Origin of the sequence: Streptomyces sp. PCS3-D2, from assembly GCF_000612545.2 — a bacterium.
Lineage (GTDB): Bacteria > Actinomycetota > Actinomycetes > Streptomycetales > Streptomycetaceae > Streptomyces.
This window is the reverse complement of record NZ_CP097800.1, coordinates 285,425-303,808: the sequence shown is the minus strand read 5'-3', so window position 1 is coordinate 303,808 and position 18,384 is coordinate 285,425. Positions and strand designations below refer to the sequence as shown.

General features: G+C 74.4%; 18 protein-coding genes. 9 read left to right on the top strand and 9 right to left on the bottom strand.

The genetic code is table 11. The features are described from left to right. Positions 1 to 3: 3 nt before the first annotated feature. Positions 4 to 1,062: a type III polyketide synthase gene (locus tag AW27_RS01120; RefSeq protein WP_037917339.1), complete on the bottom strand. Its 1,059-nt coding sequence runs from the start codon at positions 1,060 to 1,062 to the stop codon at positions 4 to 6. A gap of 76 nt (positions 1,063 to 1,138) precedes the next feature. Between AW27_RS01120 and AW27_RS01115 the strand changes: the two genes are divergently transcribed. Beyond that, positions 1,139 to 2,026 (top strand): UbiA family prenyltransferase, encoded by an 888-nt coding sequence (locus AW27_RS01115; protein WP_236647487.1) that lies wholly within the window; start codon positions 1,139 to 1,141, stop codon positions 2,024 to 2,026. Between the two features lie 85 nt (positions 2,027 to 2,111). Here the strand turns inward: AW27_RS01115 and AW27_RS01110 are convergent, their stop codons facing one another. Further along, entirely contained in the window at positions 2,112 to 3,146 is a 1,035-nt protein-coding gene (locus AW27_RS01110) for a PHP domain-containing protein (protein WP_037917341.1), read from the bottom strand. Positions 3,147 to 3,197: 51 nt separating this feature from the next. Beyond that, positions 3,198 to 3,707, bottom strand: a complete 510-nt coding sequence (locus AW27_RS01105; protein WP_037917343.1) for a MarR family winged helix-turn-helix transcriptional regulator — start codon at positions 3,705 to 3,707, stop codon at positions 3,198 to 3,200. A gap of 128 nt (positions 3,708 to 3,835) precedes the next feature. Here AW27_RS01105 and AW27_RS01100 point away from each other — a divergent pair, with 128 nt between their 5' ends. After that, positions 3,836 to 4,246, top strand: a complete 411-nt coding sequence (locus AW27_RS01100) for an organic hydroperoxide resistance protein (protein WP_037917345.1) — start codon at positions 3,836 to 3,838, stop codon at positions 4,244 to 4,246. A gap of 115 nt (positions 4,247 to 4,361) precedes the next feature. Then, positions 4,362 to 5,993, top strand: a complete 1,632-nt coding sequence (locus tag AW27_RS01095; protein ID WP_037917347.1) for an FAD-dependent monooxygenase — start codon at positions 4,362 to 4,364, stop codon at positions 5,991 to 5,993. Between the two features lie 38 nt (positions 5,994 to 6,031). On the opposite strand, the gene AW27_RS01090 is transcribed toward AW27_RS01095, so the two are convergent. Then, complete coding sequence (locus tag AW27_RS01090; RefSeq protein ID WP_037917349.1) at positions 6,032 to 6,397, bottom strand: DUF6204 family protein; 366 nt, start codon at positions 6,395 to 6,397, stop codon at positions 6,032 to 6,034. 104 nt (positions 6,398 to 6,501) lie between these two features. Here AW27_RS01090 and AW27_RS01085 point away from each other — a divergent pair, with 104 nt between their 5' ends. The 3 genes from AW27_RS01085 (at position 6,502) to AW27_RS01075 (ending at position 10,020) form a co-directional block, all read left to right on the top strand. Continuing rightward, the gene (locus AW27_RS01085; protein WP_037917351.1) at positions 6,502 to 7,779 is read left to right on the top strand and encodes a VWA domain-containing protein; all 1,278 of its coding nucleotides are present in this window, start codon (positions 6,502 to 6,504) and stop codon (positions 7,777 to 7,779) included. Then, the gene (locus AW27_RS01080; protein WP_037917353.1) at positions 7,779 to 8,582 is read left to right on the top strand and encodes a hypothetical protein; all 804 of its coding nucleotides are present in this window, start codon (positions 7,779 to 7,781) and stop codon (positions 8,580 to 8,582) included. The genes AW27_RS01085 and AW27_RS01080 overlap by 1 nt, the downstream gene beginning before the upstream one ends. Positions 8,583 to 8,829: 247 nt before the next feature. After that, complete coding sequence (locus AW27_RS01075) at positions 8,830 to 10,020, top strand: S8 family peptidase (protein WP_037917355.1); 1,191 nt, start codon at positions 8,830 to 8,832, stop codon at positions 10,018 to 10,020. Between the two features lie 69 nt (positions 10,021 to 10,089). Here the strand turns inward: AW27_RS01075 and AW27_RS01070 are convergent, their stop codons facing one another. Then, positions 10,090 to 12,393, bottom strand: coding sequence for a D-alanyl-D-alanine carboxypeptidase family protein (locus AW27_RS01070; RefSeq protein ID WP_236647490.1), 2,304 nt, complete (start codon positions 12,391 to 12,393; stop codon positions 10,090 to 10,092). Between the two features lie 218 nt (positions 12,394 to 12,611). Here AW27_RS01070 and AW27_RS01065 point away from each other — a divergent pair, with 218 nt between their 5' ends. Further along, positions 12,612 to 13,271 (top strand): lysophospholipid acyltransferase family protein, encoded by a 660-nt coding sequence (locus tag AW27_RS01065; protein WP_037917357.1) that lies wholly within the window; start codon positions 12,612 to 12,614, stop codon positions 13,269 to 13,271. A 4-nt stretch (positions 13,272 to 13,275) separates the two neighbouring features. Here the strand turns inward: AW27_RS01065 and AW27_RS01060 are convergent, their stop codons facing one another. Continuing rightward, complete coding sequence (locus tag AW27_RS01060) at positions 13,276 to 13,812, bottom strand: hypothetical protein (protein WP_157840182.1); 537 nt, start codon at positions 13,810 to 13,812, stop codon at positions 13,276 to 13,278. Between the two features lie 327 nt (positions 13,813 to 14,139). Continuing rightward, entirely contained in the window at positions 14,140 to 14,571 is a 432-nt protein-coding gene (locus tag AW27_RS01055) for a GNAT family N-acetyltransferase (RefSeq protein WP_037918487.1), read from the bottom strand. A gap of 120 nt (positions 14,572 to 14,691) precedes the next feature. On the opposite strand from AW27_RS01055, the gene AW27_RS01050 reads away from it, so the two are divergent. Next, on the top strand, positions 14,692 to 14,874 hold the full coding sequence (locus AW27_RS01050) for a hypothetical protein (RefSeq protein WP_037917361.1): 183 nt from the start codon (positions 14,692 to 14,694) through the stop codon (positions 14,872 to 14,874). 84 nt (positions 14,875 to 14,958) lie between these two features. On the opposite strand, the gene AW27_RS01045 is transcribed toward AW27_RS01050, so the two are convergent. Together AW27_RS01045 and AW27_RS01040 are read right to left on the bottom strand one after the other, a co-directional pair. Continuing rightward, complete coding sequence (locus AW27_RS01045) at positions 14,959 to 15,987, bottom strand: alpha/beta hydrolase (protein ID WP_052030161.1); 1,029 nt, start codon at positions 15,985 to 15,987, stop codon at positions 14,959 to 14,961. A gap of 30 nt (positions 15,988 to 16,017) precedes the next feature. Beyond that, positions 16,018 to 17,526 carry an AMP-binding protein gene (locus tag AW27_RS01040; protein WP_172671266.1) on the bottom strand — a complete coding sequence of 503 codons (1,509 nt, stop codon included), beginning with the start codon at positions 17,524 to 17,526 and terminating at the stop codon, positions 16,018 to 16,020. Between the two features lie 120 nt (positions 17,527 to 17,646). Here AW27_RS01040 and AW27_RS01035 point away from each other — a divergent pair, with 120 nt between their 5' ends. Then, positions 17,647 to 18,384 (top strand): class I SAM-dependent methyltransferase, encoded by a 738-nt coding sequence (locus AW27_RS01035; RefSeq protein WP_037918493.1) that lies wholly within the window; start codon positions 17,647 to 17,649, stop codon positions 18,382 to 18,384.

Sequence of the window (18,384 nt, the reverse complement as noted above, 5' to 3'; positions counted from 1 at the left end):
GGTTCACCAGCGCAGGAGGACGAGTTCGGAGGCGAAGCCGGGGCCGATGCCGAGCATCAGCCCGACGGATCCGGGCGGCGGTCCGTCGCGGTGGACGCCTTCCAGGATGTGCAGGACCGAGGCGGACGAGAGGTTGCCCACGGCGGCCAGTGACCGCCGGCTCGCCGCGAAGGCCGCCTCCGGCAGGGCCAGTGCGTCCGAGAGGGCGTCGAGGATCTTCGGGCCGCCGGGATGGCAGATCCACGCGTCGACGTCCGCGGGCTTGAGGTCGTGCGCGGCGAGGAAGCTCTCCACCTCCTCGGCCACGTGCAGCCGGGCCAGATCGGGGAGCTCGCGGCCGAGGACCATGCGCATGCCCCAGTGGCCGATGTCCCAGCCCAGGGCGTGCTCGGTGCCCGGGTAGAGGCGGCTGCGGGTGGCGACGACCTCGGGGCCGGTGCCTGTCGCGTGCAGCGGATGGCCGCGGCCCACCGCGACCAGGGCGGCCGCACCGTCGCCGAAGAGGGCCCCGGCCACCAGGTTCGCCATCGAGGAGTCGGTGGCTTGGAGGGTGAGCGAACACAGCTCGGTGGACAGCAGCAGGGCCGCGTGACCCGGCCGGCCGGCGAGGAGCTCGTGCAGATGGCCCACTCCGGCTGCCCCGGCGGCACAGCCGAGGCCGAAGAGCGGCAGCCGCCGTACGTCGGGTCGCAGCCCGGCGGGTGCGGCCAGGCGGGCTTCCAGCGAGGGGGTGGCGAGCCCGGTCACGGTGGTCGACATGACCAGATCGATCTCGGGGGCCGTCAGACCGGCGTCGGCGAGGGTCAGTTCCAGCGCCCGTGATCCGATTTCCCGGGCCGTCTCCAGGAAGAGGGCGTTCGTCGTGCCGAAGTCGTTGGCGGGCCCGTAGCGCTCCAGCGGGAGGGCGAGATGACGGCTCTCCACGCGCACCGAGGCGTGGACCCGGCGCAGCAGGGCGGTGTCGGCGCCGGGCGGCTGGAACCGGACGAGCGCCTCCGTGATCTCGGCCTGGGAATGGCGGTGGGGCGGGAACACGCTGCGCACTGCCAGAACACGTGTCATTGAGTCACCATAGAAAAGAACTGACACTTCGTTACGAATGCGTCGATTCGGGCGCGGCGCCGCCTAGCGTGTCGCCGTGCCCGTGCGAACCGCGCAGAGTGCCCAGCGTCCCGAGCGCCCCGAGAATGCCGAGGGCCCCGGCGCGGTCGGCGCCGCCCGCGCCCTGGCCGCCCTGGCTGCGGCCTCCCACCCGCTGCCCGCGGCGGCCGTCACGCTCTTCACCGCTGTGCTGGCCGTCGCGGCGGGGCACGGGCCGGCGGGGGCCGCCCTCGCGGCGGGGGCCGTGGCTGCCGGCCAGCTGTCGGTCGGCTGGTGCAACGACCGGGCCGACCTGCGGCGCGACCTGGTCTCGGGCCGGAGGGACAAGCCCCTGGTCGCCGGTAGGGTGTCGGCCGCCGCCGTGGCGCGGGCGGCGGTCGTCGCGCTCCTGCTCTGTGTGCCGCTGTCCCTGGCGGCCGGCGGGCTCGCCGGCGCGGTGCACCTGGTCGGCGTGGCGGCCGCCTGGGGATACAACCTCCGGCTGAAGGCCACGGCCGCCTCCTGGGCCCCGTACGCCCTGGCCTTCGGCCTGCTGCCGGCCTTCGTCACCCTGGGGCTGCCCGGTGGGCCCTGGCCGCCGCCGTGGCTGATGGCGGCGGCGGCCCTGCTCGGGGCGGGCGCCCACTTCGCCAACGTGCTGCCCGACATCGACGACGACCTGGCCACCGGGGTGCTCGGGCTGCCGCAGCGGCTGGGCGCCCGGCGCTCGGCCACGGTGGCCGGGCTGCTCGTCCTGGGCTCGACCGCGGCGCTGGTCGCCGGACCGCCGGGGCAGGTGACGGCGTACGGCTGGGCACTACTGGGCTCGACCGCGGCGGCACTGCTGCTGGCGTCCCGCAGGCCCGCGGGGAAGCTCCCGTTCCTGACGGTGATGGCGGTGGCCGCGGCCGACGTGGTCCTGTTGGTCGCCGAGCTCCGCCCGTGAGCACCCCGCGGGCGGCGTTCGCCCGGCCGGGCCGGGCCGCCCCCGCGACGTCCGCCCCCGCGACGGCCTCACGGTCGGTCGCGCCTCAGGGGGCCCGGCGGGTGCGGGTCCAGGCCAGGAGGTGGCCGGCCGGCCAGGTGTTGATGACACGCTCCGTCGCAACACCGCACTCCACGGCCCGTTCGCAGCCGAGGACCTGCCAGTCCAGCTGGCCCGGGGCGTGCGCGTCGGTGTCGATGGCGAAGAAGGTCCCGGCGGCCACGGCCGTCCGCAGCAGCCGCCGCGGCGGATCCAGCCGCTCGGGCCTGCTGTTGATCTCCACGGCCGTGCCCGTTTCCGCACAGGCCGCGAACACCGCCTCGGCGTCGAACCGGGACTCCGGCCGGGTCCGGCCGGTGACCAGCCGCCCCGTGCAGTGCCCCAGGACGTCCATCAGCGGGTTGCGCACGGCGGCCAGCATCCGCCGGGTCATCGCGGGCGCGTCCATCCGCAGTTTCGAGTGCACCGAGCCGACCACGAGATCGAGCCGGTCCAGCAGTTCCGGCTCCTGGTCGAGGGCCCCGTCGTCCAGGATGTCGCACTCGATCCCGGTGAGCAGCCGGAAGGGCGCCCAGGTGGCGTTGAGCGCCGCCACGGCGTCCAGCTGCTCGCGCAGGCGGTCGGGGGAGAGGCCGCGTGCCACGGTCAGTCGCGGCGAGTGGTCGGTCAGCACGGCCCATGCGTGGCCCAGGTCGGCAGCCGCCCGGCCCATCGCCTCGATCGGGCTGCCGCCGTCCGACCAGTCCGAGTGCAGGTGGCAGTCCCCGCGCAGGGCCGCCCGCAGTGCGGCGGCGGCCGGTGACGGCGGGGGGCCCTCCGGAAGCGCCGCGGCCTGGTCCTCCAGGCCGCGCAGATAGGCCGGCACCCCGCCGGCGAGTGCCTCCCGTACCACTGCGGCCGTCTTGGGGCCGAGTCCCTTGACCGCCTCCAGGGAGCCGGCGGCGGCCCGCTCCGCCACCTCCTCGGGCCCCAGGCGCACGACCACCGCGGACGCGGTGCGGAACGCCCGCACCCGGTAGCCGGGCGCCTGCGCGCGTTCCAGCAGGAACGCGATCCGGTCCAGCGCCGCAGCCGGGTCCATCGGCCACCTCCTGCCGCACGGGGTGGCCCCAGTGTCCGTCGCGGACGGCGGCTACGCCTCCCGTGGACCCTGGGCCGCCTCCTGCACCTCCGCCAGGGGCACGGCGGCGTCCAGCGCGGCGGTGAGCCGACCCAGGCGGTCCTGGAGATCGGCCACCTCGGCGAGCTCGAAACCGGTGGCCGCCGCGATCCGCCGGGGCACCTCCGCCGCGCGGGAGCGCAGCGCCGCACCTTCCTCGGTCAGGTGGGCGCGGACGGAGCGCTCGTCCTCGGTGCTGCGCTCGCGGCGTACCAGCCCGGCCGCTTCCAGCCGCTTGAGCAAGGGGGACAGGGTGCCCGAGTCCAGCCGCAGGTGCTGTCCGATCTCCTTGACCGGCAGCTGGCCGTGCTCCCAGAGCACCAGCATCACCAGGTACTGCGGGTAGGTGAGCCCCAGGTCCTTGAGGACCACGCGGTAGAGGCCTCCGAAGGCGCGGCTCGCGGCGTTCAGCGCGAAGCAGATCTGCCCGTCGAGGCGCAGAAAGTCCTGGTCGGAGCCGATGGAGGTGGGTTGCTCGGTCATGCCGGCCAGTCTACCCGGCAAGACCTGGAGAGGCATTGAATTGCGCACAACTCAATTGCGTGCTCTACTGATGGGGCGCGGCCGGCCTCGGCCGCCACCACGGTTCACCGCTTGCGAGAGGAACTCTCATGGACGCGCTCTACACCGCTGTCGCCACCGCCAACGGCCGCGAGGGCCGCGCCGTCAGCTCCGACGGCCAGATCGACCTCGCCCTGGCCATGCCCCCGGCGCTGGGCGGCAACGGACAGGGCACTAACCCCGAGCAGCTCTTCGCCGCCGGCTACGCCGCCTGCTTCGCCAGCGCGCTCGGCCTGGTCGGCCGCCAGGCCAAGGTCGACACCAGCGAGGCCTCGGTCACCGCGGAGGTCTCGATCCTCAAGGACGGCGCCGGCTTCGGCCTCGCCGCCACCCTGCGCGTCGAACTCCCGGACTCCCTCGCCGGTGAGACCGGCGCCCTGCTGGTCAAGCAGGCCCACGAGGTCTGCCCCTACTCCCGTGCCACCCGCGGCAACATCGAGGTCGACCTCGTCATCGAGTGACGCGGGCCGCCCGGCCGGGAACCTGCCGGGGACCGGTGGAGATGCCGGACGCCCGGCGTGCGGCCACCATGGAGTCGGACCGACTCCGACGGGGGCCGCACGCCGGGAGGCGCCAGTGGCGCACACCAACACGACGGACGTACTGGTCGTCGGCGCGGGTCCGGTGGGCCTGACCGCCGCCGCCGAGCTGCGCCGCAGGGGCGTCGCCTGCCGGATCGTCGACAGGCTCCCCGCCCGGCTGCCCTATGCGAAGGCCGTGGGCATCCAGCCGCGCACCCTGGAGATCTGGGACCGGATGGGGATGGTCCGCGCCGTTCTGGACGCGGCCGTCCCGCTGCGCGGCCAGCTCACGTACGTCAACGGCGTCGAGCAGCCCCGCATCGACCTCGTCCTGCCGCCCGAAGTGCCCTACCGCTTCGCGGCGCTGCCGCAGTACGAGACCGAGCGCATCCTCGAAGAGCACCTGGCCCGCTGGGGAACCGCCGTCGAACGCGGCACCGAACTGGTCTCGTTCCGCCAGGACGCGGACGGCGTCACCAGCCGGCTGCGCACCCGCTCGGGCGCCGAGGAAGAACTGCGCACCCGCTACCTGGTGGGCTGCGACGGCGCCCACAGCGTCGTGCGCAAGGGACTCGGGCTGTCCTTCGAGGGCGGCGCCTTCCCCGAGGAGTACATGCTCGCCGACGTCGAGGCCGACGGGGACCTGCCGTACGGGTACTCCCTGCGCGCCATGCACCTGGACGCCGCCGGCGCCGTGGACGACGTACTCGTGTGCATCCCGCTGCCGGGCCGCTCCCGTTACCGGATGTCCATGCAGGTACCGCCCGAACTGTCCACGGCCGAACAGGCCGCCGACGGTGTCGCCCACGGCCTCCAGAACGGCCCGGCTCCACAACTGGCCGACATCCAGACCGTCCTGGACCGGCTCTCGCCGACCCCCGCCACCGCCTCGCACATGCGCTGGTCCTCGGTCTTCCGGATCAGCCACCGGATCGTGGACCGGTACGGGCACGGCCGCGTCCTCATCGCCGGCGACGCCGCGCACATCCACCCGCCGACCGGCGCCCAGGGCATGAACACCGGAATCCAGGACGCCTGGAACCTGGCATGGAAGCTCGCCCTGGCCGTCGACGGCGCCGCCCACCCCGGCCTCCTGCCCAGCTACGACGCCGAACGCCGCCCCGTCGGCGAGGAGGTCGTGGGCCGCACGGTGCGCCATGCCTCCGCCCGAGGAGTCCAGTCCGACCCCGAGGACGCCCGCACCCTGATCCTGCGCGAGGCCCAACTGCTCGTCGGCTACCGCGGAAGCCCCGTCACCGACCCCCCGGGAGAGGGCCCCGGACCCCGTCCCGGCGACCGGGCCCCGGACTGCGGCGGCCTCACCTCGCCGATCGCGGCCGTCCCGCTGCGCCTCGCCGACCTGTTCCGCGGGCGCGAACACGTCCTCCTGCTCCACGGTACCGGCCTCGACGAACTCGCCCTGACGGCGCGGGAGTACTCCGGCGGCCGGGTCGAGACGTGCGTCGTCCTGCCGGCCGACACCCCGCCCGACGCCCCGGCGGGCCCGGGTGCCCTGCCCGCGTACCACGACACCGGCGGCGAGTTCGCCCGCATCTACGCCTCCCGGCCGCCGACCGCGCTCCTCGTGCGCCCGGACGGATACCTCGGCGCCCGGCTCTCCCCGCCGACCCCGGGGCGACTGGCCGCACATCTCGCGACCGTGTTCGCCCCGGGCGTCCGTGGCTGACCCCTCGGAGGCCCGCCCGGACGGCTCCTCGCCGGACGTCAGTCCCGCGCCCCGGCGCGCGCGGCCTCCCGGCGCCCCCGCTTGCCCAGCGGGGCCAGCGACAGGTCCTGCGCCTGTGACCGCAGCTGCTTGAAACCGTAGCCGCGCTCCGTCAGCCAGGCCTCTGCCGCCAGCTCCGCCCGGGCCGCCGCGTCAAGGATGTCCTCCTCCGCCTCCCCCGAGTCCAGGAAACGAAAGGTGAAGAAGGGGCGCGCCGCAAGGTCGTACGTCAGATGCCCCTCGGCCGTGAACTCCGCGCGCAGCATGTCGTGCTCGGACGCGGCGGCGAGCAGTTCGGCCCGTTGATCGTCGGTCAGTCCGTCGAACGCGCCGCGGACGGTGATACGGAAAGTACGGGTACTCATCCGCGCAGCCTAGGACGGGGGCTCCGTACCCCGCATCCGGATATCGACCGGTCCGCCCCACCCCCATTTTTGGATTGCCGGACGATCCTCAATACGATCCGGCGATGATCACAAGAAAACGGCTCGCGGCCAGGGCCTGCGCCCTGTTCGCCGCTCTGGCCGTCGGGCTCTTCCCGGCGAGCGCCACGGCCGCCGACGGACCGGCGGCGAAGGAACCCCCCAAGGTCGACCTCGTCCTGGACGTCAGTGGCTCCATGCGGACCAACGACATCGACGGCGGGTCCCGCATGGCCGCCGCGAAGCAGGCTTTCAACGAGGTCATCGACGCCGTCCCCGCGGAAGTCCAGCTCGGGATACGGACCCTGGGCGCCGACTACGCGGGTGACGACCGCACGCTCGGCTGCAAGGACACCAAGCAGCTCTACAAGGTGGGCCCCCTCGACCGGACCGAGGCCAAGACCGCCGTGGCGACCCTCGCCCCGACCGGCTGGACCCCGATCGGGCCGGCCCTGCTCGGCGCGGCCCAGGACCTGGAGGGAGGCAACGCCACCAAGCGGATCGTGCTCATCACCGACGGCGAGGACACCTGTGCCCCGCTCGACCCGTGCGAAGTGGCCCGCGACATCGCGGCCAAGGGCATCCACCTGGTCATCGACACCCTCGGCCTGGTTCCCGACGCCAAGACCCGGGCCCAGCTGACCTGCATCGCCGAAGCCACCGGCGGTACCTACACCTCCGTCCAGCACAAGGCGGACCTCTCCGGCCGGGTCCGCCAACTCGTTGACCGGGCCGCCGACCCGGTCGTCAACCCGGTGGCGACCGAGGGCGCGAAGCAGTGCGCGAGTGCCCCGCAGCTCAAGGCCGGTCTCTACAGCGACCGCGAGACCTTCGGCGAGCACCGCTGGTACCGGGTGGACGTGCTGCCCGGCCAGGAACTGCGCGCCTCGGTGAGCATCGGAGCCGACAGGGCGGTCAACAACGACTACGGCGTCCTGCTGCGCGCCACGACCGTCCACGGGCGGGAGATCGTCCGCGGCTCGGAGGCCGGCGACGGCCGCACCGACGTCCTCTCCACCGGCCTGCGCTACCCCAAGGCCGAGACCGACGACACCGGTTCGGACGCGAAGCCCGCGGCCGAAACCGTCTGCCTCCAGGTCAGCAACTCCTTCTCCGCTCCCGCCTCCGTGAAGACCACTCCCGGCATGCCCGTCGAGCTGACCATCGACCTGGTCGACGGCCCGCGTGACGCCTCCGACGCCGCGGCCTTCGGCCTCGGGCGCGGCTGGTGGACGCTGGCCGTGTTGGTGCTGGCCGGACTGTTGGCCGGACTGGTGTGGGGATGGATCTCCCGCTGGCGCATCTCCGTCTGGAGGACCAACTGATGCGTACCGTACGCAGACTGGCCGCAGGCCTGCTCGCGGCGGCCGCCGCCCTCGCGGTGGCGGGTACGGCCGCCGGTACGGCCATCGCCGACACCCCGTCGCCGAGTGCCACCCCCGGAAAGGACACCGCCGGGGCCGCCGCCCCGACCGAGGCGGGCACGAGCTTCCGCACCGCAACACCGCTGTGGCCCGGCCAGAAGGCCACGGCCGGCGCCTCCAGCGGCGACTACCTGTACTGGGTGCTTCCGGTCGATGCCCAGCAGCGCGTCACCGTGAAGGCCGACGTCACCCTGCCCGAGTCCGCCGCCCGGCACGGCACCTCGACCTGGCGGCTCGACGTGTACGACGGGCTCCGCCGCCGGCAGGCCTGCACGTACGGCATGCAGAGCAGGGCGGCGGCCAAGGAGGCGGCCTCGGTCGAGCTGTCCTGCACCCTGCGCACGGTACGCGCCGGAGCGGAGCCGTGGGCCAACGACCCGCTCCCGGGCAGCTACTACGTCCGCCTGACGGTCGTGGACCTGCCGGAGGAGGACCTGGGCCTGCCGGTGCGCGTGGCCGTCGAGGCCGACGCCCGGGAGCAGGGAGGCGCCTTCGCGGTGGACGGGGCCCTCGCCGAACCGCTGGTCGCCGGTACGGTGACCGGCTCCCTGCGCGACCCGGAGGACGGCTGGTCCGGCGGCTGGTGGTCCGACCGCTGGCTTTGGACGGCGGCCGGCGGAGTGCTCGGAGCCCTCGCGGGCATCTTCGGCTACTCCCTGACGCGCGGCCGGGGCCGCCCGTCCCGGGTGCCGCCCGGCGCCTGACCCCGGCTCACCGGCCGTTCTCCCGCCCTCGGCGGGAGAACGGCCGGTGCCGGGCGAGCGGAGGGCGGTCGCCGCCCCGGTCGTGACCGCCCGGTCCGAGGCCGGGCCCGGCAGGAGTGCTGGGCCATGTGAGGGCGGCTCCTCAAGCCCGCCCGGGCCCTGTCCGAAGGAGAGGGAGGCCGCACCTGGACGCCGGCGAGGGCGCGGCCGTCTCCTGATGACCGCCCATCTCCCGGGGAGTACCTCCATGCGCCTGCTCGTCCGCCTGACCGTCGCCGCCCTGATCGCGGCTGCCCCCGCACGCGCCGGCGCCGCGGCCGCGGACGTTCCGGAACCCGTGCCGGCTCCGCTCCTGCTGCCCGCCGCCGCGGTTCCCGGCGCGTTCATCGTCAGCCTCGACGACGACGTGGACGCCGGCGCCCTCGCACACCGGCTCGGACTGGAGCCCACCTTCGTCTACGAATCGGCGATGAACGGCTTCGCGGTGCCGCTGACCCCCGGCCAGCTGGACGACGTCCGCACCACCCCCGGGGTGCGCTCGGTGGAGGCCGACGCGGAGATCTCGGCCCCACCGACGCCGCCCGGCCCGGCCGCACCGTCCACCGCCCGGGCCCCTGCACCGACATGGGGCCTGGACCGCATCGACCAGCGGACCCTCCCGCTCGACGGTCACTTCACCACCGGCGGCGACGGCGCCGGCGTGACGGCCTACGTCCTCGACACCGGCATCGACTACTCCCACCCCGAGTTCGAGGGCCGGGCCGAGCCCGGTTTCGACGCCGTCGGGGACGGCGGTGGCGGCCAGGACTGCGAAGGCCACGGCACCCACGTCGCGGGCACCATCGGCGGCCGGACGTACGGCGTCGCACGCTCCGTGCGCCTGGTCAGCGTCCGCGTACTCGGCTGCGACGGCCGGGGCGACCACTCGGCGGTCATCGCCGGACTGGACTGGGTGGCGGCGAACGCCCGGCAGCCCGCTGTACTCAACGTCTCCCTGGGCGGTGGCCGCTCCGAGGCCGTCAACCGGGCCGCCACCGCCGTGGCCGAGGCCGGCACCCTCCCGGTCGTCGCCGCCGGGAATGCGGCGGCCGACGCCTGCACGGTCTCCCCGGCCTCGGCGGAGCGGGTGGTGACCGTGGCCGCCAGCAGCCGGCGCGACGAGCAGTCCCGCTTCTCCAACCGTGGCGAGTGCGTGGAGATCCACGCCCCCGGCGAGCAGATCGATTCCGCACTGCTCGGCGGCGGCACCATCGCCCTCGACGGCACGTCCATGGCCGCCCCGCACGTCACCGGAGCGGGCGCCCTCTACAAGGCGGCCCATCCGGCGGCCGCCCCGCAGGAGGTCGCCGGGTGGCTCGTGGAGAAGGCCACCGAGGACGTCCTGACCGGCACCGACGCAGGCAGCCCCGGCCGACTGCTGTTCACGGACGGCATGTGACGGACGGTCGTCGCCCGTCCTCAGCCGCCCGCCGCCGGTTCGGGGCCGAACCGGCGGACGGGACCCTGCTCAGCCGAGACGCGTGAGCCTCGTCCCGAACGAGGGCTCCGCAAGAGCTCCCTTGACGGCCACCGGGACGCTCTTGGCGCCCTCACCCTCACCCGCCGTCAGCACACCGACCTCCGTCCCGGACTTCGCCGTGCGCGGGAGCGCTGAGGAGCCGGCGTCGAGGGACAGCCTGAACCGCTGCCCGGGCACGCTGGTCACGTTCAGGTCCTTGACTGCCACGAGCGGAGTACGGCCGCCGAGTCCGTCGTCCACGTAGCCGACGACGTCGCCCTTGCGGACGAGCGGGCCGGAGGCGAGGGCCGTCCGTACCGCTTCGATGATCTTCTTGCTGTTCGTCTTCACCAGGGCCAGGCTGTTGAGGGCGTCCACGTCCGGGGCGGGCGCGCGCTGTTCCATCAACGAACCGACGATCAGCTCGGTCTCCTCGCCGACCGTCTTGTAGGCCGCCCACACGAAGGTGCCGCCGGCGGGTGTGCTGGAGCCGGTCTTGATCCCGCGGATGCTGAGGTTGGAGTCGGTGAGCAGGTGGTTGTTGTTGACGAGCTTCTCGCCCAGGCCCTTGATGGAGGCCTCCGGCAGGGCGACGATCGCCCGGAAGGCGTCGTCCTTCATCACCGCCTCGGCGAGTCTCAGCTGGTCGGCGGCCGTGCTGACGGTGCCCGCGTCCAGACCGCTCGGGTCGGTGTACGTGGTGTCCTTCATGCCGAGTTCCCGGGCGGCGGCGTTCATCTTCTCCACGAACGCGGCCTCGGAATCGGTGCCCGTGTCCCAGCGCGCCAGCAGGCGGGCGATGTTGTTGCCCGAGGGGATCATCAGCATCTTCAGCATGTCCTGCTGGCTGAACCTCGACCCGGCGGTGAGACCCCTGATCCGGGACTCGTGCTCGGAATTTCCGTCCGCCACCGCCTTCGCATCGACGGTGATGTCCGGGCCGGCCTCGTTCTTGCGCAGCGGATGGCCCTTGAGGATCACGTAGGCCGTCATGATCTTGGCGACGCTGGCCGTCGGTACGGGCCGCTGCTCACCGAAGGTGCCGATGTCGCCGGAACCGACGACGCGGACGGCTCCCTGGCCCTGGCCGGGCCACGGCATGGAGAACTGCCCGTCGACGGTGTGCTCGGTCTCCGCGGCGACGAGCCGGGGGGCGGGAAGGGGCCGCAGCATCTGGCCGCCGATGCAGGCACCGGCGAGCAACAGCAGAATCGGCGTCCACACCTTGACGCGGCGCAGCACGGTCCGGCGAGGGGTCTCCGGCGGGGGAGGGGTGTTGGTGAGCTCGGCCAGCAGGTCCAGCGGCGGCAGGGGGCCCGGCGCGGCCGGCTGCGCGGGCGCCTGAGGCAGGGGGCGCGCCGCGACGGGCGCCGGCGCGTCGGGATCCTTCAGCGCGACGAACCGGCTCGTCCGCTCCGGGTCGGAAACCGCATCCGAGTCCGGATCGGAGTCCGACACCGGATCGGATTCCCCTGCACGCGCCGCCTCTTCACGTGCCGCCTTGTCACGCACTGCCGCCCAGGACGGCACCTTCGGCGCGGTTCCGGCGGCGGACGCCTTCTCGCCCACACCGGCGCCTGCGGTGCCGGGCGTCTCCCCAGCCTTGCGGTCCGGAGCGGCGGCGCCCGGCGCGCGCAGGGTCTGCGTGCGCGAGTCGTCGGCGTCGGCCTCGACCTCGACCTCGACCTCGACCTCGACCTCGACCTCGGCCTCAGATTCAGGCTTGCTCCGCGCCTTGCGGTCCTCGGCGGTGGCGCGGGGGAGGCGGAGGATCTGCGTGCGCGAGTCCCCGGCGTCCGCTGCCGGTTCGGCGTCGGTGTCGGCATCGGTGTCGTCGCCGGGGGCGTCGGCCCGGGGGTCTTCGGTTCGGGCACCGCTGTCGGCGTCAGCGTCAGCGTCAGCGTCGGCGTCGGTGTCGGGGCCGGCCGGTGCCTCGGCCGCGGGCTCGGCGTCCGGGGCGGCGGCGCTGGGCCCGTCGTCCCGGGCATCGGTGTCGGCCGGTGTGTCGGCCGCGGGCTCGTCGTCCGCCGAGGCGGCGTCCGGCGCCTTCCCCGCGCCGGCCTCCGCCCGGCTTTCCTTCCGTGCCGTCGAAGGGGTCTGCGCGGACTCCTGGTCCGCTTCGGTTTCGGCCGTGTCCTCCGGCTCGTCGTCCGACCCCGTCGCGGGCCGCGATGCGTCCGCCGCGGTGTCTTCGGCCTCCGCGTTCGTGTCCGCCGAAGGGGACCCCGCCTTCCCGGGTTCCGCCCCCGCGACGGTGGTTCCCGTGTCCTTCGGGTCGTCCGAGGAACCGTCCGTCACTGCTACCGCCTTCATCCAAGCCCCGCCTTGCCGTTCACACCGTGCAGATACCTTCGACGGGCAGCCGAGAGGGCCCCGCCACGCTGCTAGATGCGGGCCCCGCACCACGCGTTCCCCGACCCCGATCTTGTGACCGTTCGGTCATATTCGGTGAGTACGCCTACTCATGACCGCACCGCCGCCGCCGTCGACCATGGAGCGCGACCCCACCGCACGAACGAACGGGCCCGCCCATGCTCAGCCGAATCGCCGCCGCCCTGGTCCCCGCCTTCGGGCGGCTCACCGTCACCGCCGACCCCGGTGCCCGGCCCGCCACCGGTTCCATCCTCGTGGCCAACCACACCTCGCTCGCCGACCCCGCCGTCGTGGTCACGGCCCTGCGCCGGCACGGGATCGAGCCGGTCATCCTGGCCACCGCCGGACTCTGGCGCGTACCTCTGCTGGGCCCCGCACTGCGCCGCGAGGGGCACATCGCCGTTCACCGCGGCACCGCCCGGGCCGGCGACGCGCTGGACGCCGCCGCCGTGGCCCTCGCCTCGGGCCGCAGCGTGCTGCTCTACGGCGAGGGCCGGCTGCCGACGCGCCGCGACGCGGGGGAGACCGCTCCGGGCCCCTTCCGCAGCGGACTGGCCCGGCTCGCCGCCGCCACGGGAGCCCCCGTCGTACCCGTGGGCCAGGCCGGCTCCCGCCGGCTGTGCTCCGGCAGCCGCGCGAAGCAACTCGCCGGGGTCCTCACGGCGCCGCTGCGCCGGCCCTGCCTGCACGTACACATCGGGGCGCCGCTGCACCTTCCCGCCGGGGTGCCCGAGGCGACCGACCGGGTCCGTGAGGCCGTCACCGAGGCCTGGCGCACCGCCGCGTCCGCCGTCGGGGAGGCCCGCGCGGCAGGATGACGGCTCAGGCGGTGCTGTGCCCGAGCAGGACATGGGGCGTGGCCTCGCGATCGGCATCCGTGTCGACGAAGGACACCACCAACGGGGTGCTGCCCGTCGGGCCGCCGGCGGTCGCGCGCAGCCGGTAGCGCTCGACCCGGACGGCATCACGGGCGAGGGGACGGCCTCCCGTGAACAGCGACAGGGGCTTGACATCGTTCGCCACGCGCAGTTCGGCCGGACGCCAGGTGCCGGAGGCCTGGTCGAGGCGCTCCAGCAGGAAGCCCGGACCGTCGCCCGGCCGGTCACCCGGTTCGCCGACCAGCATCTCCATCTGGAAGGTCACGAGCAGATGCCGGTAGTCGGCGGAGTTCCCGTTCCGCAGGGTCACGGTGAACTCCTTTGCGGCGCCGCCCCGTACGAGGCCGAGCCGGCCGCCGAGGGTGGCCACGGCAGCGGTCAGGCGGGTCGGAGCCGGGGGCGGCGTCACCGGCGGAGCCGCCGAACGGGGCGCGGCGGTCGTGGCCGCGACGGTGGGCGCGGCCGTGGCCGACACCGACACGGACGGCGACACCGACACCGACGGCGATGCCGATGCCGATGCCGACGGGGATGACGACGGCGACGGGGATGACGAGGACGACGGCGTGGCCTGCGTGTCCCCGCCGTCCCCGTTCCCGCATCCGGAACATCCGGCGAGCAGGGCGGCGGCTGCGGCCGCGGCACGCAGGCCGCGGCGGCGAGGTCTGGCTACGGGCATGGGTTCGGTTCCCCCGGGGTCGACGACGTCAGGAACCTAACAGGCGAGCTTCGGCCCCACGAGCCCGATCGGGCCTCGGGGCGGCGACGATCCGGTCACGGAGGAGGCAGGCCGGTCCCCCGGCCGCCCTCAGCCGAGCGGCTTCTCGAAGCTGAAGGCGGTCACGGCCATCCGCTCGCGGAAGTAGAAACGGTGCGCGTCGGTCCGCTGGGTGCCGGAGTCGAGGGTGAGGGCGGTGCACCGGGAGGCGCGGGCGTGCTGCTCCAGGTGCGTGAGCAGTGCGTGTCCCACGCCACCGGAACGGGCGGTGGCCGAGGTGACCAGATCGTCCACGTAGAGCTTGCGGACCATGGACGTGTTGGCCACGATCCGCCAGCCCGCCGCGCCCACGCACACACCGTCCGCGTCGTAGGCCGCCGTGAAGCGCAGTCCTTGGGCCCGGCCCTCGGCGACGACCGAGAGGAAGAGCTCCTCGGTGAGATGCGGACGCAATTCGAGCAGCACGGGGAGCAGGTCGGAGACGAGCCGGGCGTCACCGGGCTCCAGGTCGATGATCTTCACGGCGGCAGGGTACGGGACCCGATGCGGTGGCGGCACGCACGCGTGTCCGAAGTGGGAACCCGCCGTCCGCATGTCGGACACGGTCCACGGTTGTCGGCCCCCGGCCCTACTGTTGATCACGTGAGCCCGACTCCTGACCAGCGCCCGGCCCCCGACCGCAGCCTCGCCGAGATCAACGCCGACATCCGCTGTCTGTTCGCGCGCGCCGAAGGCCGCCTCTCCGACGCGGAGCGCATCCGCCACGCCGCCCTGCTCCGGGAATGGGCCGCGGTCATGCGGGCCTCGGTGGTCCCGGCCGCCTGAGCGAACAGCTGCCGCCGTAGCCGTAGCCGCGCCGCGCGAGGCGCCCTGGGCCCGGCCGCGCACCGGCCCCGCTCGCCGAGGCGTTCAGGCGCCCGCGGACCGGCTGAGGACGCGCCGGAGCCAGCGGGTGCGGGCGGCACGGGCCTCCCGGCTGAGGGCCGCGTTCGGCGCGACGGTGTCGAACCCGTGGAAGGCCCCTGGCCATACGTGCAGTTCGGCCTGACCGCCCGCCTGCCAGATCGCGTTGGCGTAGGCCACGTCCTCGTCGCGGAACGTCTCGGCCGACCCGACGTCGATGTAGGCCGGGGGCAGTCCGGACAGGTCCGCGGCACGTGCGGGAGCCGCGTACGGCGGCACATCCGGGGTGCCGTACAGGTCGCCCAGCAGCGCCTGCCACGCCGTCGCGTTGGAGGACCGGTCCCAGACGTCGACGCCGGTCATCTGGCGGCTGGAGAAGGTGTCGCCGCGGTCGTCGAGCATCGGGCACAGCAGCAATTGGCCGATGGGTCGGGGCCCGCCCCGGTCACGGGTGAGCAGGGCGAGCGCCGCGGCGAGGCCGCCGCCGGCGCTCTTCCCGCCGATGACGATGCGCTCCGGGTCGATACGCAGCTCCGCGGCGTGCGCGGCCGCCCAGACCAGACCGGCGTAGCAGTCCTCCACCGGTCCGGGATGGCGCACCCCGGGAGCCAGCCGGTACTCGACGGAGACGACGGCCGTCTCCAGAGGTAGGGCCCACTCGCGGAGCAACTGGGGAAGCACGACCGATGCGTTGCCCAGGATCATGCCGCCGCCGTGCATGTAGTAGAGCAGTGGAAGAGCCTCGTCGAGGCCGGCGGGCCGCGCGCTCAGCAGCGTCACGTCCGGGCCGCCGGGCGGCCCGGGCACGCACAGCTCGTCGACCTCGAAGCACCCGCCGGCGCGAAGCTCCGGCACGGTCGGCCGCGGCCGCTCCGCGACGTCCCGCTCCTGCCGGGCGGCGAGGTTCTCCGGAGTGAACGGCTCCCCGGCCTTCCCGTCCGCCGAGACCGCCAGCGCGGCGGCCAGTTCGGCGTCGAACGGCGGCGCACACCGCACCGCGGAGTCGGGTCCGGGCCCGTTTCGCGCGAGATCCATGCCCCCAGTCAACCACCCGCCCCGGCCCGCCTACTCCCCACCGCCCGGCGACCGCGCCGCCGCTGCCGCGCGCTCACGCAGCCGCCGTTTGTCCGGCTTGCCCCGCGCGGTGAGCGGGATCTCCCGTACCCAGAACACCGCGGTGGGCCGGTGTGCCCGCGCCAGTGTCCGTTCCACCAGGTCGCAGGCCTCGTCGGCCAACCCCGGCCCCGGCACGCGACCGGCCGCCGGGACCAGGAAGGCGCACACCTGCTCGCCGGTGAGCTCGCTGTGCCGGCCCACCACCACGGCCTGCGCGACCGCGGGATGCCGGGCGAGCGCCGCCTCCACGGGCACGCAGTACACGTTGTCCCCGTCGACCATCACCACGTCCGCGTCCCGGTCGTCGAGGTACAGGTAGCCGGCCCCGTCGAAGTGCCCGAGGTCACCCGTCCGCAGCCAGCCGTCGCGCACCGCCTCCGCCGTCGTCCCGGACCGGCCCCAGTAGCCCGACATCATCGCCGCCGACCGGATCCACACCGCACCCGTCTGCCCGGCGGCCACCACCGCACCCCGCCCGTCCCGCACCTCGGCCTCCACCCCCGCGACGGGCCTGCCGACCGAAGCCAGCAGCTCGGGCCGCCCGCCCACCCCCGCGTCGTGGTCGGCGGGCGTCAGCCGGCAGATCACCCCTGCCTCGTTCGTGCCGTAGCCCTGCCGCCAGCGTCCGCCCCAGCGCGTCACCGCCTCCCGCAGCCGCTCCGGATGGACCGGCGAGTCCCCGTACGAGACGATCGCCAGCCCGGGCACTCCGTGGGCGGTCGCGGGATCGTCCAGCAGCCGGTAGACCATCGAGGTCGTCAGGTACGTGGAGACGGGTCCCAGACGCTGACAGGCCGCCGCGAACTCCCTCGTCCCGAAGGGATCGAGGATCTCCACCCGCCCGCCGGCCCGGAACTGCTCCAGGCACCGCCCCCCGGACCGCTGCGCGAGCGAGGTGACCGACAGGTAGCCGGTCCTCGCCCAGCCGGCCGGCCGTACGGAGTTGCGCGCCGCCATCGCGCCGAAGGTCGAGGCGACCCCCTTGGGCCGCCCCGTCGTCCCGCCGGTGTAGGTCACCCGCGCCACGTCGTCGTCCCGCGCCCGCACGGTCACCGGTACGGCGGCGCGCCGCCCCGAGCGTCGGATCGCCTCGTCCAGGCCTAGCCGGCGCGCCCCGGTGCCGGGTACCGGAACGTCGTGCACCACCAGGTCCGGCCGGCAGTCCCGCAGGATGAAGTCCAGCCCGTACAGGGCAGGTCCGGTCACGACCTGGGTCAGCCGCGCACCCAGCAGGTGTGCGGCGATCCGCAGCAGCAGCACCTCGGGCCGGTTGGTGCCCGCCACGCAGGCGAGCCCCGAGCCATGCCCGATCCCCGCCTCGGCCAGCACCGCGGCGAGCCGCCAGGACGCGTCGAGCACCTCCTCGAACCGCAGCACGACCGGACCGCCCCCGAGGGCAGGCCGCCCGGCATACCGCTCGAACGCCCCTACCAGGTCCGTGACATACCGTGCGGCCACCACGTGCGATCCGCCTCTCGCCGTACCGAGGGCGATCGTACGGTCACTCCCGCCGAGCCGGCTCCCACCACACCGGCGGCGCACTCCACGGACGGCCGGCCCAGCGGCATCATGGGCGTCATGACGACCGAATCCCGTGCTCGTTCATTCAGCTCCGCGGCCGCGCGCTACGCCGCGAGCCGCCCCTCGTATCCGCCCGAGCTCTTCGACACGCTGGCGGAACTGGCCGGCTTCCCCCTGGACGGCGCCCGCGTCGCCGACGTGGGCGCGGGTACGGGAATCGCCACGTCGCTGCTGGAGGCGCGCGGCGCCCGCGTGGTCGGGGTGGAGCCGGGCGAGGGCATGGCCGCCGAGTTCCGGCGGCGCAATCCCGGCACCCCGCTGGTGCGGGCCGACGGCAACAGGCTGCCGCTGTCGTCTGGATGTCTGGACCTGCTGACCTACGCGCAGTCCTGGCACTGGACCGATCCGGACCGGGCCGTCCCCGAGGCGCTGCGGGTACTGCGGCCCGGCGGGGCACTGGCCATCTGGCACAACGACCCGGACGTGACGGTCGGATGGATCGCGGAGCAGCAGGCCCGCATCGAGGCCCGGTTCGGGCCGGGCTGGTACATCAACGAACGGGCCCGCCCCCAGGACGGGCTGCGCTTCACCGGCCGTCACCTGTCCTGGTCGCGCCGGGTCCCGGTCGACACGCACCTGGCCAAACTGTCCACGCACTCCCTCTTCCTCGTCGGCGAGCCCGGGACGGAGGCGTTCCTGGCCGAGGAACGCGCCCTGCTCATGCTCCGCTTCCCCGACGGGTGGGTCGAGGAGCGCTACGTGGTCGAGCTGAACGTGGCCGTCCGGGCCCGCTGA

Coding starts and splice junctions, on each gene's coding strand:
- AW27_RS01120 (WP_037917339.1), bottom strand. CDS start 1,062: ATGACACGTGTTCTGGCAGTGCGCAGCGTGTTCCCGCCCCACCGCCAT.
- AW27_RS01110 (WP_037917341.1), bottom strand. CDS start 3,146: ATGGACCCGGCTGCGGCGCTGGACCGGATCGCGTTCCTGCTGGAACGC.
- AW27_RS01105 (WP_037917343.1), bottom strand. CDS start 3,707: ATGACCGAGCAACCCACCTCCATCGGCTCCGACCAGGACTTTCTGCGC.
- AW27_RS01100 (WP_037917345.1), top strand. CDS start 3,836: ATGGACGCGCTCTACACCGCTGTCGCCACCGCCAACGGCCGCGAGGGC.
- AW27_RS01090 (WP_037917349.1), bottom strand. CDS start 6,397: ATGAGTACCCGTACTTTCCGTATCACCGTCCGCGGCGCGTTCGACGGA.
- AW27_RS01085 (WP_037917351.1), top strand. CDS start 6,502: ATGATCACAAGAAAACGGCTCGCGGCCAGGGCCTGCGCCCTGTTCGCC.
- AW27_RS01080 (WP_037917353.1), top strand. CDS start 7,779: ATGCGTACCGTACGCAGACTGGCCGCAGGCCTGCTCGCGGCGGCCGCC.
- AW27_RS01075 (WP_037917355.1), top strand. CDS start 8,830: ATGCGCCTGCTCGTCCGCCTGACCGTCGCCGCCCTGATCGCGGCTGCC.
- AW27_RS01070 (WP_236647490.1), bottom strand. CDS start 12,393: ATGAAGGCGGTAGCAGTGACGGACGGTTCCTCGGACGACCCGAAGGAC.
- AW27_RS01065 (WP_037917357.1), top strand. CDS start 12,612: ATGCTCAGCCGAATCGCCGCCGCCCTGGTCCCCGCCTTCGGGCGGCTC.
- AW27_RS01045 (WP_052030161.1), bottom strand. CDS start 15,987: ATGGATCTCGCGCGAAACGGGCCCGGACCCGACTCCGCGGTGCGGTGT.
- AW27_RS01035 (WP_037918493.1), top strand. CDS start 17,647: ATGACGACCGAATCCCGTGCTCGTTCATTCAGCTCCGCGGCCGCGCGC.